Below are 15,232 nucleotides of genomic sequence, written 5' to 3' on the forward strand. Positions count from 1 at the left end.
ACCGATTCGATATATCCCTTTTCACCCGGTCGGGTGGTACGAACATCGTGACCCAAGACACCCCTGTGCGCGAGAAATCGCGTGTCTTCGGAAACGAGGAACCTTGCGAATCACCAGGTTGATCCCTGCGCTCGCAGCCGCGTTGTTCTCCCTGCTCGCCCTCGTCCCGTCGGCGTCGGCGGCGCCCGCGAACGAGGGCGGCGTGTCGCCGTACATCATCGGCGGCAGCTACGCGAGCAACGCCCCGTGGGCGGCCCGGCTGTTCTCCAACGGCCGGCAGACGTGCTCCGCGACGATCATCGCGCCGACGTGGATCCTGACCGCGCGGCACTGCGTCAGCGGCGGCGGTCTGTCGTTCCGCATCGGCAGCCTCGACCAGACGTCCGGCGGCACCCTGGCCAACGGCGTCCAGACCTACAACCACTCGGCGGACCTGTCGCTGGTCCGGCTCGACCGCTCCGTGTCCGCGACCTACGCCCGGCTCGGCCAGCCGGGTTCGGTCACCGTCGGCCAGAACGTGCAGGTCTACGGCTGGGGCGCGACGTCCCAGTGCGGCTCGGAGATCAACTGCCAGTCGCAGTACCTGAAGGTCGCGAACGTGACCGTCACCGGCGGCTGCACCGACGCCTACGGCGGCTCGGCCATCTGCGCCCGCCGCGGCGACGGCATCACCGCGGGCGGCGACTCGGGCGGCCCGATGATGGCGAACGGCGTGCAGGTCGGCGTCGCGTCGACCAGCGACCGGCAGACCACCACCGCGTACACGAACGTGACGCGGTACCGGTCGTGGATCCAGTCGATCGCCGGGGTCTGAGCCGGTACCGGAACACCCTGGACCAGCCCGCTCGCGCGAGTGTCACGACACGCCCCAGTCGCGCGAGCGGGCCACCAGGCGACAGCGCGGCGCCGAGCCCACGGCCGGCGCCGCGCTCGCTCTCTAGTCCACTGTGGACTTCACCCGTCGGGTGCCGGAAGCGTTGTCGTAACGGGAGCGCGCGGACCGGATGGCGTCCTCGTGCGCCAGCACCCACCGTCCCAACGGGACGACCAGGTCCAGCAGCGAACGGCCGAGCGCGGTCGCCCGGTACTCCACGCCGGCGGCCTTGCCGGGCCGCACCTCCCGGTCGACCAGGCCGTCGCGCTCCAGCTGCCGGAGCGTGCGGGTGAGGATGCGGCGGCTCAGGTCGTGCACCGCGCGGTCCAGCTCGTTGAAGCCGTAGGGGCGTTCGGCGAGCAGCCCCAGCACGAGCAGGCTCCACTTGTCGCCGACCCGCGTCAGCACGTCGCCCACCGGGCAGGCGGCGCGGTCGGCCGTGGTGACCGGCACCGGGACCAGTGACATGGATGTGCCTTCTTTCGTGTCGTCGCGGCGCGCACCACGCTTCAGGTTATGGCGAACACCGTGATCACGGGCGGCACCAACGGGATCGGGAAGGCGCTGGCGGCACGGCTGGCGCGGGAGGGGCACCGGGTGGCGGTCGTGGGCCGCTCGGCCACCGCGCCGGAGGGCGTCGAGCTCGTGCGCGGCGACCTCGGCACGGTGGCGGGCACGCTCGCGGTGGCCGACGAGCTGGCGGCGCGGTTCGACGTGGTCGACCACCTGGTGCTCGGCGCGGGGCGGTTCAGCCGCCGCCGGGTCGTCACCGCCGACGGGCTGGAGCACACGTTCGCGTTGCACGCGGTGAGCCGGTTCGTGCTGGTGGAACGGCTGCTGCCGGTGGTGGAGCGGTCGGCCGCGCCGGTCGTGGTGAGCGTGTGCGGGGTGGCCGGGCCGCGCGGTCCGGGCATCCGGTGGGACGACCTGGCGCTGAGCCGGCGCTACCGCGCGTTCGCCGCGGTGAGCCAGGCGTCGCGGGCGGCCGACCTGCTCGGCGCGGGCTTCGCCGACCGGCACCCGGGCAGCGCCGTGCGGTACGTGCTGCACAACCCGATGTTCGTGGACAGCGGTCTCGGCGCGCAGGTCGGAGGACTGCGCGGCAAGGCGCTGGACGTGGTGGCGCGGCGGTTCGCCAGGTCGGTGGACGACGCGGCGGACCAGGTGCGCCGGTTCCTGGCGGACCCGCCCACCGCGCCGCTCACCGCGTCACGCGCCGGCGCGTTCGTCCCCCTCGACCGACCCGAGTTCGACCGCGCCACCGCCGCCCGGCTGCACGCCGTGCTCGACGCGATCACCGGCCTCGGCCGCGCCTGAGCGCCGTCTCACCGGACCACGCGGAACCGCAGGTGCACCACGTCGTCCGAGTCGGTCACCTCCAGCTTCTCCAGCTCGGTGGGGCGCAGGCCGTCCAGCAGCCGCGCGCCCGAGCCGAGCAGCACCGGCACGAGCTGGAGCCGGATCTCGTCGACCAGCCCGGCGCGCAGCACGTGCCGGGCCGAGTCCGCGCCCGCCATGACGAGCACGTCCTTGTCCCCCGCCGCCGCGCGGGCCTGGCCGATCGCGCTCTTCGGCCCGTCGGTGACGAACGTGAACGACGCGGACTCCATCGCCAGCGGCGGACGTCCCTCGTGGGTCAGCACGAAGCTCGGCACCGGGAACGGCGTGTCCCGCCAGTACCGGAGCCCCAGGTCGAACGTCCGCCGGCCCAGCACGACCGCGCCCACCGACGCGGCGAACGCGGCGTCGCGGTCGGAGCCCTCGGCGAACAGCCAGCGGTGCAGCCGTTCACCGCCCTCGCCCATCGGGTGGTCGTCGCCCACGTTCGGCCCCGCGCTGTACCCGTCCAGCGACACGGAACCGTTCAGCACCACTTTGCCCACGTCATCCCCCAGTGAACTCGGCGCGCACACCCAGCAGGCGCACGGCGCGCGCGTCGTCGAACCGCGCCAGCGCCGCCAGGGCCGCGTCCTCGATCGGTTTCCCGTCCATTGTCGGCACTTCCAGGGCGACGCCCCGCGTGGCGGTGAAGAACGGCGCGAACCGCACCTTCACCACCACCCGGGCCGCCGGCCTGCCCTCCGCCCGCACGTCCTCCACCACCCGCCGCGCCAGCGCGCGGACCTGGTCGCGGATCTCCGCCGGGTCCGTCAGGTCCTGTTGGAACGTCGTCTCGCGGCTGCGCGACTTCGCCACCCACGGCGTCGCGGTGACGACCGGGTCGCCCGCGCCCAGCGCGAGCTGCCGGAAGTGCGGCCCCATCGCCGGGCCGAACCGGGCGGCCAGCTCCGCCGGGTCGGCGCGGGCCAGCTCCGCGACCGTGCGGATGTCCAGCGACGCCAGCTTGGCCGCCGTGCGCGGGCCGACGCCCCACAACGCGGAGACCGGCTTCCCGGCCATCACCTCGACCCAGTTGTCCCTGGTCAACCGGTAGACGCCGGCCGGTTTCGCGAACCCGGTGGCGAGCTTCGCGCGCAGCTTGTTGTCGCCGACGCCGACCGAGCACTCCAGCCCCGTCCCCGCCTTCACGGCCCGCCGCACGGTGTCCGCCAACGCCTCCGGGTCGTCGGTGCGGGCGCCCAGGAACGCCTCGTCCCAGCCGATCACCTCGACCACCACGGGCAGTTCGCGCAGCACGTCCATCACGTGCGCGGACACCTCCTCGTAGGCGGGCGCGTCGGACGGCAGGAACACCGCGTCCGGGCAGCGCTTCTTCGCCAGCCGCAACGGCATCCCCGAGTGGACGCCGAACTCCCTCGCCTCGTAGGACGCGGTGGCCACCACGGCGCGTTGGTCCGGGTCGCCGGCTCCTCCGACGACCACCGGTCTGCCGCGCAGCTCGGGCCGGCGCGCGACCTCGACCGCCGCGATGAACTGGTCGAGGTCGACGTGCAGGACCCAGTCCTGTTCGGACACGTCCGCCAGTATCACCGCGCGACGCCGTTCGCGTGCGGCGATCCGAACACCGCCCGGGCGGTGCCACGCCGCCCGGTCCACGGGAGACGGCCCGGCCGGCCCTCTCCACGCGAGACCGCCCCGTTTCGCGTGACCGCCGTTCGTGACACGATCAAGACGTGCCGACCAGCCCCCGTGACCGCGACGAGCAGGGCAGGGCCCGCAACGCGCGACCGCGCGACGGGCTCGGCCGACCGCTGCCCTACGGCCTGCCCGGCGTCGAGCGCCAGCCGGAAGGCGTGCCGCGCACGCCCGGGGAGGCGTTGACCGAGGCGCAGCGGCTGCTGGACCTGGGCCGGCCGTTCCACGCGCACGAGGTGCTGGAGGACGCGTGGAAGGCCGCGCCCGAGCCGGAGCGGGAGCTGTGGCGCGGGCTGGCGCAGCTGGCCGTGGGCCTGACCCACGCGGCACGCGGCAGCGCGGCGGGCGCCTCGTCGCTGCTGGCCCGCGGGGTCCGCAACATCTCGCCCTACCTCGACGACCCGCCGCACGGGGTCGACGTGGCGGGCCTCGTGGCCTGGGCCGCGTCGGGCGTCGGCGTACCGCGACTCACGAGGGGTTCGTAACGTGGTGATCAGGCCCTACCGGGAATCCGACCGCGACGCCGTCGGCGACATCTGCGTGCGCACCGCGGACGCGGGCGGCGACTCCCGGCACCTCTACCCCGACCTCGAGCTCATGCCCACGATCTTCGCCTGGCCGTACACGGACCTGGAGCCGTCGCTGGCGTTCGTCGCGGACGACGGCGAGCGCGCGGTCGGGTACGTCATCGGCACCGCGGACACGCCGTCGTTCGTGTCCCGGTTCGAGTCGGAGTGGCTGCCGAAGGTGTCCGACCGGTACCCGCCGGTCGACCGGCCCGCCACGCCGACCGACGAGATGGTGTGGTTGCTGCACCACCCGCGCCGCATGGTCGTGCCGGAGCTGGCGGACTACCCGGCGCACCTGCACATCGACCTCCTGCCGGAGCACCAGCGCTCCGGGCACGGCCGCGCGCTCATGACGGCGTTCCTCGGCGCGCTGGCGTTCCAGGGCGTGCGCGGCGTGCACCTCGGGATGCTGACGATCAACACGGCGGCGCGCGCGTTCTACGACCGGCTGGGGTTCCACGAGATCGCCGTGCCGGACGCGGGACCGCTCACCTACCTCGGGCTCGAAGTTGGGCCGAACGCCTGCTTGGAGGACTCCGCGGCGGGGTAACTGGTGGTCATCCTCATCCCCACCTGGAGGCTTCCGTGCTAGCGATCATCGCCGCGGTCATCTTCGGCCTCGCCCTGCTGCTCGACCTCGCCAACGCCTCGCTCGGCACCGTGCTGGACGGCGGCACGCTGCTGCTGGCCGGTTTGCTCTGCGTGGCGCTGCACCTCGCCGGTGTCGGCGCCGGCGCCCGGTCGCTCAGCTTCCGGCGTCGCCGCCGCTGACCCGTTCCCCCGCCTCGCCGCCGGGTGCGGGCGGCGTCCCGGGTGGACAATCGGCCGGTGGACGTGTCCGCCCGCCGTGTCCTCCCGCCGCCGCCCGACGTGGTGGCGCGGTACGCCATGGACTGGCGGCACGACCACGAGTGGACGCAGGGCATCAAGCGGGCCGAGCTGACCGCGCCCGCGCCCGGTGGCGGGTTCGGCGTCGGCGCGGAGGTGACGCGGACCGCGCGCTTCCTGGGCAAGCGGATCGACTACGTGCTGCGGGTCGTGGCGCACGAGCCGCCCGGACTGCTGGAGATGACCTCGGTCGCGGGCCCGTTCCCGATGCACGTGACGTACCGGTTCGCCCCGGCGACCGGCGGCGGGACGGCGGCCACCCTGCGCGTGCGCGGTGACGCGGGCCGGCACTACCGGCTCGTCGGGCCGCTCATGGGTGGTTCGTGCGGGCGAACCTCCGCAAGGACCTCCGCGACCTGGCCCGCAACCTCGCACGCTGACCCCGACGCCGACCCGACGTTCAGCCGGCGGCGGGCGGGGCGGACAGCAGGCACGCCACGCACGGCATGCCGTCCGGCTCGGGCAGCAGCTCGGCCGCGTCCACCTCGATCCGCTCGCCGCACAGCGCGTGGAACGCGGACTGCGTGCCGTCGGGCAGCGGCACCAGGTGGCACGTCCGCTCCCACTCGCCCCTGAGACCACCGCTGCGGCGCACGAGCAGCACCGGCTCCTGGGAGGGCGGCGTCGCGCTCACGTCCGGACCAGTTCGTCATCCGACACGACGCACACGACGGCGTCGGGGGTCGCGTAGAAGTCCAGCCGGTACGGCCCGCAGCGCTGCCGGGCGTCGCCCCTGCGGACGCCCCCGTGGGCGCGGGCGCGGTCACCGGCCGCTTCGCGGGGCGGTCGCTCCGTGGGTTCCGGTTCGATCATCCTCCCATCGTGCGGGGTGACCGGTCGGTAGGGCAGCGCGGAACCCGAATCGCCACCGCCGTATGCGGAACACGCATGGGGACCGGTTCAGCGCGCGCCGCGGGCCAGTTCGGCGACGTCGCGGGAGCCCTCCCACGAACCGAGCCTGCCCAGCTCCCGCAGCACCTGCGCGGACTTCGTGGCCCGCGCGGTGTCCAGCGCGTCGTACGCCAGCGACACCGCGTGGTCGGTCTCGCCCGCGATGGCGTGCGCGTGGGCGAGCTTGGCGACGTGCACGCCCTGCTCCCACGCGCACAGCCGCCGCCACACCTGCTGCCGGACGTCCTCGTACACCTCGATGGCGCGGTTCGGCCGGCCGAGCGCCAGCCAGCTCGCCGCGCGTTCCAGCTCGAAGTGCTCCGCGGCGGAGCAGTAGCCGATCCAGTACTCGTCGTCGGACGGCGGCGTGACGCGCTCGAACTCGGCGCGCGCCTCGTCCAGGCGGTCCATGCAGGCGGCCTCGTCGCCCGCGCCGGCGAGGCCCCGCGCCTCCTGGCGCAGCGCGAGCGCCCGCACCATCGGGCTCAGGTCCTTCTCCCGGCGGGCGGCGCGGGCCAGGCCCGCCACGCGGTCCGCGTCGCCGTCGGCCTCAGCCAGCTGGGACATCCGCACGTACGAGTAGGCGACCAGGTCGCCGCTGTCCGCGGCCTGCCCCTGCTCCAGCGCACGGGCCGTCCACTGGATCGCGCCGCGCGGGTCGCCGGTCTCCTCGTGCAGCCAGCCGAGGAACTCGGCGTACGTCGCGGCGATGCCGAGCAGGTCGCGGCGCTGCTCGCCGCGGGCGGAGCGGCGCAGCCGGTCGACGAAGTCGTACAGGCCGCGGGCGGCGGACATGAGCGCGTCGGAGCCGCGCCAGTTGTGCGCGTCGTTGATGACGCGGCGCAGGACGCGCAGCCGGTTCAGCGCCTCGGCCGACACCGTGCCGCCGGGTCCGCTGAACACGGCCGCGCCGGTGATCGCGAGGAGCGAGCCGAGGTCGAGGCCGACCACGCCGCCGCCGCCGTCCGCCGCGCCCGCGAAGCCGAGCCGGTCCAGCTCGTCGGCCGCCACCGGCAGCGAGTGGTCGGCCAGGCCCAGCAGGTGCGCCGGGATGCCGAGCAGGCGCTGCAACGGGCGCAGGACGCGCAGGTCGTAGGCGATGTTGCTGCCCGACTCCAGCCGCGAGATCGCCGACTGCGAGAACCCGGCGAGCGCGCCGAGCTCGTCCTGGCGCAGGCCGTGCGCCCGCCGCGCCAGCGCCACCACCGCGCCCGGCGACCGGTCGCGCACCGCGTCGCGCACCTCGCGGCTCTCCCACAACGAGCGGGGCAGCGGCGGTAACGGCGCCTCGGGGACCACGACCGTGGGACGTCCCCCGCGCGGGTCGGTGCGATCGAGTGCCATAACCCATTCCCTTCACGACAGACCCAGCATCCTGGCACCGCTCCCAGAACTCCGCGACCGCCGTTACGGGGTGGACTCGGATCGGACAGATCGGGCGGGGCGCGGCGGCCGCGCGGATATGCTCCGCCCCGTGATCAAGGTGCTGCGGGACTTCTCGACCGGTGTCGGTCTGCTCGGCCAGGGGTTCGGACTGGTGTTCCGCTCGCCGAAACTGCTGCTCATCGGCGCGATCCCGGCCGTGGTGACGACCGCGCTGCTGATCGGCGGCGTGATCGGGCTCGCGGTCTGGATCGACGACATCGCCGCGTGGGTCACCCCGTTCGCCGACGACTGGAACGAGGGCCTGCGCGCGGCCACCCGGTTCGCCGCCGGGTTCTCGATCATCGGCGCGTTCGTCGCGATCGGACTGCTGCTGTTCACCGCCATCACGCTGATCATCGGCGGCCCGTTCTACGAGCACATCGCGGAGACCGTGGAGGACACCCACCTCGGCGGCGTGCCCGAGGCCGAGCAGGTGACGTGGGTGAGGTCCGCGGCGGTCGGCGTGCGTGACGCCGTGCTGCTCGTGGGCATCGCGATCCTGTGCGCCATCCCGCTGTTCGCGGCCGGGTTCATCCCCGTCGTCGGGCAGACCGTCGTGCCGGTGGTCGCGGTGTGCGTCAACGCGACGCTGCTGGGCATCGAGCTGACCGCCATCCCGTTCACCCGCCGCGGCCTGAAGCTCGGCGTCCGACGGCGGGTGCTGCGCAAGCGGCGGGCCGTGACGCTCGGCTTCGCCGTGCCCACCTACCTGCTGTGCCTCGTCCCGCTGGCGGCGCTGGTCGTGCTGCCGGCGGCGATGGCAGGCGGCACGGTCCTCGCGCACCGCCTGCTCCACGACCAGATCAGGTGAACGGCACCCACGCCTGACGCGCCAGCCCGTCGATCCGGCTGACCGCCACGCCCACCGCGGACACCGTCCACAGGTCGTCGCCGATCACCAGCGCCCGGCGGATGCCGGCGTCGTAGGTCGACGGCTCGTGCGCGATCGTGCCCAGCGCGGAGAACGCGCCGTCGCCGAGCCGCAGCACCAGCACGCCTCCGGCCTGCGGCGCCACCGGCTTCTCCGCGGTCGGGTACGTCTGCACCGGCAGCACCACGAGGTCGCGGGCGGGCCAGTGCAGGAACGCGTGCGGGTCGTACTCCACCTCGGACGACGCGCCCGGCAGGTGGTGGCCCGCGACCTTGGCGGGCGCGGCCGGGTCCGACACGTCGAACAGCGACACCTGCGTGCCCGTGGTGCGGCCCTGCTCGGTGGCTTCCTGGCCGACGCCGATGAGCTTCCCGTCGCCGGCGGGGTGCAGGTACGCCGAGTAGCCCGTGATCTTCAGCTCGCCCACCTTGCGCGGGTTCGCCGGGTCCGACAGGTCCAGCGTGTACAGCGGGTCGACCTGCCGGAACGTCACCACGTACCCGACCGGGCCGAGGAACCGGACGCTGTAGATCCGCTCGCCGAGGCCGAGGCCGTCGACCTTGCCGACCTGCCGGAGCACCGCGCCGTCCCGCTTCAGCACGGTGACGGCGCTCTGCGTCGCGGGCGCCTGCTCGGGGATGCCCGGCGCGTCGGCGGACGTCGTCGCCACCCGCAGGTGGCCGGCGTGCTCGGACAGCGAGTACTGGTTCAGCAGGGCGCCCGCGACCTGGCCGGACGCGACGTGCTCCGGCGGGCCGGGCCGCGACACGTCGAACTGGTGGATCGCCGTCGTCGGCGGCGCGGTCGGCGCGGTCCGCGTCATCGGCCGCAAGTGGTGGTCGTCCGCGACGTACAGCGACGTGCCCGTGCCGTAGACGGTGTCGCCGTCGGCCATGATCGTCACCGCGTCGCCGTTGCCCAGCTCGCCGGGGAAGTCGAACGTCAGCACGGACAGCATGGACGTCGCCGAGTGCTCCTCCGGGTGGCTGACCCGGTCGCACGACACCAGCGAGCCCTCCGACCGCGCGCCGCCCGCCTCGGTCAGCTCGTAGCGCGGCAGCCACGACCCGATCGGCGCGGTGGCGGCCAGTTCCCGGTTCGCGATCAGGGACTCCGCCTCGCTGCGCCCGTCCGTCGGGTACACCCACGGCAGGCGCGGCCCCGAGTGCACGACCACCCGCACCACGCCGTCGACCTGCCGGGCGTCGACGTACCGGCCGTCCACGGTGAGCGTGCCCAGGACGCGGGGCGCGCCGGCCAGGTCGACCAACGTCACCGAGGCGCCCTCGGAGTACACGTCGGTCGGCCCGTCGAGCGCGATGCCGCGCCCCGCCATGCCTCCCCCGCCGCCGACGACGAGCGCGCGGTCGCCGTGCAGCAGCAACTGGGACGCGTGGCCGCCGGGCAGGTCGAGCGTGCCGGTGACCGCGCGGGTGGCCACGTCCAGCACGCGCAGCCTGCCGTCGACAACCGTCACCAGCCGATTGCCGTCGGTCTTCACCAGGTCCGGCTCGTCGACGCCCGCCTCGTGCGCGTTGGTCTTGGAGTGCTGCGGCTCCTGGGCCGACTCGGCCGTGGCCTTCGGCACGCCGGCCGCGCGCGAGTCGGCGGCCACCTCGCCGTCCGTCGAGGCGGCGAAACCGCCTTGCTCCAGCCCGTACACGCCGACGTGCGGCGCGATGGCCTCGCGCAGCCCGGCCAGCGCGGCGTCGCACGTGTCGAACGCCACCAGGTCCACCGGCACGGCCTCGATCGGCGGCATGGTCCGCCAGTCCTCCGCCCGCGTGGGCACGGCCGAGGCCGCGCTCACCCCCACCACCAGGGCGACACCACCGAACAGCGCCGCCCGCGCGCCCCAAGGCCATCTCGTCATGTCCCCAGGACGGAGGGGAACAGGCAAAGGGTTGCCCGGGACCGGTTCGCGCCGCGCCGCGCGGGCCGGTCGGCCGTCGTCACCCGGACGTGATTGAGTAGGCCAGGACCGATTGCCCAACACCCCACTTCCCGGGGTGCAGCGACACAGGAGAGTGATATGGCCCCGAGCAAGCCCGTGGTCGAGCCGTACGAGGGCCCCGCGCCCGCCGACCTGGTGATCGAGGACATCACCGTCGGCGACGGGCCCGAGGCGGCGCCCGGTCAGCTCGTGCACGTGCACTACGTCGGTGTGTCGCACTCGACCGGCGAGCAGTTCGACGCGTCCTGGGACCGCGGCGAGGCGTTCAGCTTCCCGCTGGGCGGCGGCCGCGTCATCGCCGGCTGGGACCGCGGCGTGGCCGGCATGAAGGTCGGCGGCCGGCGCAAGCTGGTCATCCCGGCCCACCTGGGCTACGGCGACCGCGGCGCGGGCGGCGTGATCAAGCCCGGCGAGACCCTGATCTTCGTGGTGGACCTGCTCGGCGTGGGCTGACCGGGACCTGGCCCGGTTCCGGCGGTTGCCCCGTTCGGAGCATTTGACCGTGACCGGAACCGGGCCGTTCACCACTGCGTCATCCTGGTGGGACCACCGACCAGGCGTTACCGAGGGGGAGCCGCGTGCCCGAGGACATCGGCGCGTCCGAGCGGATGCTCGGGCAGTGGCAGCAGAGCATCCAGGAGAAGGCCGAGCGCTACCAGGAGATGGCCACCCGCGTTCAGGGCATGACCATTTCCGAGGCGTCGCGCGACGGTTCGGTGCGGCTCACCATCGGTTCGAACGGCATCCTGACGCACCTGGAGATCGCGGAGTCCGCGCGGGACAAGCGGATGGCCGAGGTGTCCGCCGAGGTGATGCGGACGTTGCAGCGGGCGCAGTCCCGCATCCCGGAGCTGCTCCAGCAGGCCATGACCGAGACCATCGGCACCCGCGACGAGACGGCGAACGTCCTGTTCGACGAGGCCAAGCGCACCTTCCCCGCGCCGCCGCCCGAGGACGCCCCGCCGCCGCCGGCGGTGGGCCGCGAGCTGCGGTTCGGCATCGAGGACGACGACGCGTCGCCACCGCCGCCGCCACCGCGTCACGGCCCGTCGGGCACGCCGCCCGCGCCGCCGTCGTCCCGCAGGCCCGCGCGCCGGCCCGACGACGACGATGACGACTTCGGGCAGTCCTTCCTTTCCTAACCAGCCTTCCAGGGGGATCGCATGGCCGGCTTCGAGATCGTCGCGGACACGCTCGACGCGCACAGCAAGCAGCTGGACGACCTGGGCTCGCGGTTGCAGGGCGCGGTGGACGCGGCGAAGACCGTCAGCATGCCCACCGACGCGTACGGCATCATCTGCCAGCCGTTCCGGATGATGCTGGACCCGGTCGAGCAGTGGGGCCTGGACGCGCTGCAGGGCGCCGTCGAGGCGATGGAGGCCGCGGGCCGGTCGGTGAAGGACACCGTCAACCAGTACCGCGAGATGGAAGACGCCATCCGGGACAGCTTCCGGACCGGCGGCTGACCGGCGGGGGCTCGCCCAACCGGACCACGCGCGCGGGTCGCGGCCGTTAAGATCAGCCACACCGCGCCGGGGGAGCCAAAGGGGTGTTCGACGCATGAGCCAGCCAGCCACACCGCTGACCGAGCAGGAGCAGAACCAGCTCGTCAAGCAGATCGGCCGGGCCATGCTCCCCGCCCTGCCCCCCGGCTGGCAGCGGGTCCGGGCCGAGTACCGGGCCGCGGGCAGGCACATCGAGGTGGACCTGGCGTTCGCGGGCCCCGACGGCCAGTGGCGGCCGGTGCGCCCCCCGATGGACGTGGTCCAGCTGTTCGGGCAGCTCCGCGCGGGCATGTACCAGCCGGACCGCGGCACGTGGCTGAGCGCGGTGTACGAGATCGTCGCGCCCGCCGAGTTCGCGGTCGACTTCAACGCCGAGGACGAGCCGCGCTGGCGCAACGCGCCGCCGCTCATCGGCTTCCAGGACGAGCTGCGCACGTTCCCGCGCCAGGACGACCGCATCCCCGACTGGCTGCGCGCGCGCCTGGGCCTGCCGCCGCTGCCCCCGCCCCCGCCGCCGGTCGAGGCCGCCGAGGCGTCACCGGCCGCCCAGGACGGCGGTCTGCGCACCGCGCACGTGTACGACGGCCGCGACGAGGCGGGCCGCCCGGTGGTCAACCGGCAGGCGATCGACCCGCGGCTCGCGGAGGCGCTGCTGGTGTACCTGGAGGGCGCGCCGGTCGTGCTCGCCGCGCGCCACCTCGACGTGGACGAGTTCGTGCCCGGCGACCAGGACGTGCCGCTGAACTTCCGCACCGACGGCTCCTGGATCTGGGCCGGCGCGGTGCCGCACTACCTGCGCAAGCACGGCCTCCCGCCGGAGCCGGAGCTGGTCGCGCACATCGTCGGGCGCGGGTTCCAGCTCGGCGAGGTGGACGAGGCGACCCGTGAGCGCGCGGTCGCGTTGATCACCGGTCAGTAGTCCTGCCGCGGCCCGCCGCCGCGTTTCGTCACCCACACGCACCTCGGGCGTTCCCGGTCGTGCGCGCCCTCGCGCGTCCGTGTGAGGCGCACGTCACCGTGCCCGACCTCACGCGTTTACGTAGAGTGGCGAGATGTGCGCACACAGTCGAGGCCGTTGGTCAATCGGGCTACCAACGCGCACAAAAGCGCACGCTCGGGATACCCTGTGCGCATGAGTCCCGCGCTGGAGGCGGTGTTGGCCAAGGCAGGTCTGCAGGTCACCCCGGACGAGTTCCTCTCCCTCGTGGCGGACGCCGCCAAGAGGCTCGCCCCGCCACACCCCGATCCGGCGAGCTACTTCCCACCCGACCAGCGTGACGCGCTGATCGAGGTCGGGCTGGACCTGAGCCCGCACCGGGTCGACGACGACCAGGGCCGGGCCCGGACCGTGGTGGCGCACGCCGTGCTGCGCGACTCGGCGCTGACCGTCGCGGAGGCGGCCCGCCGGCTCGGGGTGGACACCAGCCGCATCCGGCACCGGCTCGGCGTCGGCCGCCTGGTCGGCTGGAAGGACCGCGGCAGCTGGCGGCTGCCCGCCTGGCAGTTCGCGGGCGGCGGCGTGCTGCCGGGGCTGGAGGCCGTGCTGGCCGCCGTGCCGACGGACCAGCCGGCGCTCGTGGTGGCCGGGTTCATGACGACCGAGCAGGAGGACCTGGTGGTGGACGGCGGACCGACCACGCCGCGCGAGTGGCTGCTGGCGGGAGGCGAGCCGCGCCGGGTGGCGGCGCTGGCGGCGCAGCTGGGCACACCCGCCTGACCGCCGCCCACGACCGACACCGCGCGACCGTCACCACGCGCGACCGACACCCTTGATCGAGATCGCCGCCGATCGGCCACCCGCCTGATCGGCCCACCCGCCTGACCCGGTCGCCGACGATCCGGCCGCCGACACCACGGCTGCCCACGACCCGTCGCCGATGAACCTGTCGCCGAGAACCTTGGACGCGAATGTCACGGCTTCCCCAGCCGCCCGCTCCCGCTGTGCTCCAGGCGAGCCTGCGCCGCACCGAGGACGTCGTGGCGGTGCACCGGGCCACCCGCCTGGTGCGCGTCTTCACCGCGAAGGGCCTGCACCCGCAGCGCTGGAACAGCTTCCGGTACACCGGACCGCTGCCGCACGCGCGGTTCGACACCCAGCCGCCCGCGCCCGACGGGTCGCCCACGCACGCCCACGACCAGGGCGTGCTCTACTTCGGGCTGTCCGTGCGCACGTCGGTGGCCGAGGTGTTCCAGGCGACGTCGGTCGTGGACCGGCGGACCCGCAGCCCGTTCCTCGTCGTGCTGCGGCCCCGGCGGACCCTGCGGCTGCTCGACCTGGCCGGGCTGTGGCCCACCCGGGTCGGCGCGTCCCAGGAGATCAGCTCCGGCCCCAAGCACCTGACCCAGCAGTGGGCGCGCGCCATCCGCGCCGCCTACCCCGAGCTGGACGGGCTCTGGTACCGGTCGTCGATGGACGGCGGCGACCCGGCGGTGTGCCTCTGGGACCCGCCGGCGGCGACGGGCCTGCCCGCGTCGCCGGACGTGCTGCTGCCGCTGGAGCACCCCGGCCTCGACCTGCCGCTCGCACGGGTCTGCGAGGAGCTGAACTACACCCTGCTCGGGTGACGCGTCCCGCGGGCGCGGACCGGCCCGGTCGCAGGCTCCTCGGGCCAAGACTCCGCAGGCCGACACTCTGCGGGCTCAGACCTTCGTGGTCTGCCGCCCGCGCTTGCGCGGCGCCGGGAGGAACCGGCCGTACCTGACCTCGGGCAACTCCTGGTCGCCCAGCTCGTACCGGTGCACGAGCCCGTCGTGCCGCCAGCCGTGCGCCTCGTAGAACGCCCGGCTCTTGGCGTTGTCCTGGAACACCCACACGACCGCGTACCGGAACCCCTGCTCCATCAGGTGGCGCATGGCGGCCTCGTGCACCTCGTGGCCCGCGCCGCGGCCGTGGAAGCGCGGATCGGCGTAGATCGCCACCAGCTCGCCCGTGTGCAGGTCGGGGTGCGCGTCCTTCGCCTCGCGGACCTCGTCGACCGCGCAGTACGCGCCGATCCGGCCGGTGCCCTCCTCGACGGCCACGAACACCCGGCTGGGTTCGGGCAGCCGCAGCACCCGCGACCACGTCGGCAGCCTGCTCTCGGGCAGCATCCGGTCCAGCACCGGGTCGTCCACTATCCCCCGGTACGAGTGCTGCCAGGCATCGACGTTGATCCTGGCGATCTCGGGCGCGTCGTCGGGCCGTCCGGCCCGCACGGTCCACTGCATCCGGTGAGCGTG

General features: G+C 74.1%; 20 protein-coding genes and 1 pseudogene. 13 read left to right on the forward strand and 8 right to left on the reverse strand.

The features are described from left to right. Positions 1-103 precede the first annotated feature (103 nt). Complete coding sequence (locus tag ACRAKH_RS25640) at positions 104-814, forward strand: S1 family peptidase (RefSeq protein ID WP_380722453.1); 711 nt, start codon at positions 104-106, stop codon at positions 812-814. A gap of 123 nt (positions 815-937) precedes the next feature. Here ACRAKH_RS25640 and ACRAKH_RS25645 read toward each other — a convergent pair whose 3' ends face one another. Beyond that, positions 938-1,342: a winged helix-turn-helix transcriptional regulator gene (locus ACRAKH_RS25645; protein ID WP_380722451.1), complete on the reverse strand. Its 405-nt coding sequence runs from the start codon at positions 1,340-1,342 to the stop codon at positions 938-940. Positions 1,343-1,390: 48 nt separating this feature from the next. On the opposite strand from ACRAKH_RS25645, the gene ACRAKH_RS25650 reads away from it, so the two are divergent. Continuing rightward, positions 1,391-2,191, forward strand: a complete 801-nt coding sequence (locus tag ACRAKH_RS25650) for an SDR family NAD(P)-dependent oxidoreductase (RefSeq protein WP_380722449.1) — start codon at positions 1,391-1,393, stop codon at positions 2,189-2,191. Between the two features lie 8 nt (positions 2,192-2,199). Here the strand turns inward: ACRAKH_RS25650 and ACRAKH_RS25655 are convergent, their stop codons facing one another. Together ACRAKH_RS25655 and ACRAKH_RS25660 are read right to left on the reverse strand one after the other, a co-directional pair. Next, a complete protein-coding gene (locus ACRAKH_RS25655; RefSeq protein ID WP_380722447.1) occupies positions 2,200-2,757 on the reverse strand; it encodes a dihydrofolate reductase family protein in 558 nt (185 codons plus the stop codon). Between the two features lies 1 nt (position 2,758). Continuing rightward, complete coding sequence (locus ACRAKH_RS25660) at positions 2,759-3,790, reverse strand: DNA polymerase IV (protein ID WP_380722445.1); 1,032 nt, start codon at positions 3,788-3,790, stop codon at positions 2,759-2,761. Between the two features lie 158 nt (positions 3,791-3,948). Between ACRAKH_RS25660 and ACRAKH_RS25665 the strand changes: the two genes are divergently transcribed. The 4 genes and pseudogenes from ACRAKH_RS25665 to ACRAKH_RS25680 form a co-directional block, all read left to right on the forward strand. Beyond that, positions 3,949-4,395 (forward strand): DUF309 domain-containing protein, encoded by a 447-nt coding sequence (locus ACRAKH_RS25665; protein ID WP_447009343.1) that lies wholly within the window; start codon positions 3,949-3,951, stop codon positions 4,393-4,395. A 1-nt stretch (position 4,396) separates the two neighbouring features. Next, positions 4,397-5,029, forward strand: a complete 633-nt coding sequence (locus tag ACRAKH_RS25670) for a GNAT family N-acetyltransferase (RefSeq protein WP_380722441.1) — start codon at positions 4,397-4,399, stop codon at positions 5,027-5,029. A 35-nt stretch (positions 5,030-5,064) separates the two neighbouring features. Further along, complete coding sequence (locus ACRAKH_RS25675) at positions 5,065-5,250, forward strand: hypothetical protein (RefSeq protein ID WP_380722439.1); 186 nt, start codon at positions 5,065-5,067, stop codon at positions 5,248-5,250. A gap of 63 nt (positions 5,251-5,313) precedes the next feature. Then, positions 5,314-5,637 (forward strand): annotated as a pseudogene (locus ACRAKH_RS25680) (SRPBCC family protein); the annotation flags it as partial. 130 nt (positions 5,638-5,767) lie between these two features. Here ACRAKH_RS25680 and ACRAKH_RS25685 read toward each other — a convergent pair. From ACRAKH_RS25685 to ACRAKH_RS25695, 3 genes are all read right to left on the reverse strand, one after another. After that, on the reverse strand, positions 5,768-6,001 hold the full coding sequence (locus tag ACRAKH_RS25685; RefSeq protein WP_380722515.1) for a hypothetical protein: 234 nt from the start codon (positions 5,999-6,001) through the stop codon (positions 5,768-5,770). After that, complete coding sequence (locus tag ACRAKH_RS25690; RefSeq protein ID WP_380722437.1) at positions 5,998-6,180, reverse strand: hypothetical protein; 183 nt, start codon at positions 6,178-6,180, stop codon at positions 5,998-6,000. The genes ACRAKH_RS25685 and ACRAKH_RS25690 overlap by 4 nt, the downstream gene beginning before the upstream one ends. An 87-nt stretch (positions 6,181-6,267) precedes the next feature. Continuing rightward, positions 6,268-7,602 (reverse strand): helix-turn-helix domain-containing protein, encoded by a 1,335-nt coding sequence (locus ACRAKH_RS25695; RefSeq protein ID WP_380722435.1) that lies wholly within the window; start codon positions 7,600-7,602, stop codon positions 6,268-6,270. A 139-nt stretch (positions 7,603-7,741) separates the two neighbouring features. Between ACRAKH_RS25695 and ACRAKH_RS25700 the strand changes: the two genes are divergently transcribed. Further along, entirely contained in the window at positions 7,742-8,494 is a 753-nt protein-coding gene (locus ACRAKH_RS25700; RefSeq protein ID WP_380722511.1) for an EI24 domain-containing protein, read from the forward strand. On the opposite strand, the gene ACRAKH_RS25705 is transcribed toward ACRAKH_RS25700, so the two are convergent. Next, positions 8,487-10,427 carry a beta-propeller domain-containing protein gene (locus ACRAKH_RS25705; RefSeq protein ID WP_380722433.1) on the reverse strand — a complete coding sequence of 647 codons (1,941 nt, stop codon included), beginning with the start codon at positions 10,425-10,427 and terminating at the stop codon, positions 8,487-8,489. The genes ACRAKH_RS25700 and ACRAKH_RS25705 overlap by 8 nt on opposite strands. Positions 10,428-10,586: 159 nt before the next feature. Between ACRAKH_RS25705 and ACRAKH_RS25710 the strand changes: the two genes are divergently transcribed. The 6 genes from ACRAKH_RS25710 (at position 10,587) to ACRAKH_RS25735 (ending at position 14,578) form a co-directional block, all read left to right on the forward strand. Next, on the forward strand, positions 10,587-10,961 hold the full coding sequence (locus ACRAKH_RS25710) for an FKBP-type peptidyl-prolyl cis-trans isomerase (protein WP_380722431.1): 375 nt from the start codon (positions 10,587-10,589) through the stop codon (positions 10,959-10,961). A 125-nt stretch (positions 10,962-11,086) separates the two neighbouring features. Next, the gene (locus ACRAKH_RS25715) at positions 11,087-11,650 is read left to right on the forward strand and encodes a YbaB/EbfC family nucleoid-associated protein (RefSeq protein ID WP_447009344.1); all 564 of its coding nucleotides are present in this window, start codon (positions 11,087-11,089) and stop codon (positions 11,648-11,650) included. A 21-nt stretch (positions 11,651-11,671) separates the two neighbouring features. Further along, positions 11,672-11,974 (forward strand): type VII secretion target, encoded by a 303-nt coding sequence (locus ACRAKH_RS25720; protein ID WP_380727157.1) that lies wholly within the window; start codon positions 11,672-11,674, stop codon positions 11,972-11,974. A gap of 94 nt (positions 11,975-12,068) precedes the next feature. Beyond that, on the forward strand, positions 12,069-12,932 hold the full coding sequence (locus ACRAKH_RS25725; RefSeq protein ID WP_380727155.1) for a hypothetical protein: 864 nt from the start codon (positions 12,069-12,071) through the stop codon (positions 12,930-12,932). A gap of 213 nt (positions 12,933-13,145) precedes the next feature. Beyond that, positions 13,146-13,730 carry a DNA-binding protein gene (locus tag ACRAKH_RS25730; protein WP_380727153.1) on the forward strand — a complete coding sequence of 195 codons (585 nt, stop codon included), beginning with the start codon at positions 13,146-13,148 and terminating at the stop codon, positions 13,728-13,730. Positions 13,731-13,921: 191 nt separating this feature from the next. Further along, entirely contained in the window at positions 13,922-14,578 is a 657-nt protein-coding gene (locus ACRAKH_RS25735) for an RES family NAD+ phosphorylase (RefSeq protein ID WP_380727151.1), read from the forward strand. 75 nt (positions 14,579-14,653) lie between these two features. On the opposite strand, the gene ACRAKH_RS25740 is transcribed toward ACRAKH_RS25735, so the two are convergent. Beyond that, the gene (locus tag ACRAKH_RS25740; protein ID WP_380727149.1) at positions 14,654-15,220 is read right to left on the reverse strand and encodes a GNAT family N-acetyltransferase; all 567 of its coding nucleotides are present in this window, start codon (positions 15,218-15,220) and stop codon (positions 14,654-14,656) included. Positions 15,221-15,232: the final 12 nt, after the last annotated feature.

The sequence above is a fragment of the Saccharothrix hoggarensis genome (assembly GCF_052936025.1).

Coding starts and splice junctions, on each gene's coding strand:
- ACRAKH_RS25645 (WP_380722451.1), bottom strand. CDS start 1,342: ATGTCACTGGTCCCGGTGCCGGTCACCACGGCCGACCGCGCCGCCTGC.
- ACRAKH_RS25650 (WP_380722449.1), top strand. CDS start 1,391: ATGGCGAACACCGTGATCACGGGCGGCACCAACGGGATCGGGAAGGCG.
- ACRAKH_RS25690 (WP_380722437.1), bottom strand. CDS start 6,180: ATGATCGAACCGGAACCCACGGAGCGACCGCCCCGCGAAGCGGCCGGT.
- ACRAKH_RS25695 (WP_380722435.1), bottom strand. CDS start 7,602: ATGGCACTCGATCGCACCGACCCGCGCGGGGGACGTCCCACGGTCGTG.
- ACRAKH_RS25705 (WP_380722433.1), bottom strand. CDS start 10,427: ATGACGAGATGGCCTTGGGGCGCGCGGGCGGCGCTGTTCGGTGGTGTC.
- ACRAKH_RS25710 (WP_380722431.1), top strand. CDS start 10,587: ATGGCCCCGAGCAAGCCCGTGGTCGAGCCGTACGAGGGCCCCGCGCCC.
- ACRAKH_RS25720 (WP_380727157.1), top strand. CDS start 11,672: ATGGCCGGCTTCGAGATCGTCGCGGACACGCTCGACGCGCACAGCAAG.
- ACRAKH_RS25725 (WP_380727155.1), top strand. CDS start 12,069: ATGAGCCAGCCAGCCACACCGCTGACCGAGCAGGAGCAGAACCAGCTC.
- ACRAKH_RS25730 (WP_380727153.1), top strand. CDS start 13,146: ATGAGTCCCGCGCTGGAGGCGGTGTTGGCCAAGGCAGGTCTGCAGGTC.
- ACRAKH_RS25735 (WP_380727151.1), top strand. CDS start 13,922: ATGTCACGGCTTCCCCAGCCGCCCGCTCCCGCTGTGCTCCAGGCGAGC.
- ACRAKH_RS25740 (WP_380727149.1), bottom strand. CDS start 15,220: ATGCAGTGGACCGTGCGGGCCGGACGGCCCGACGACGCGCCCGAGATC.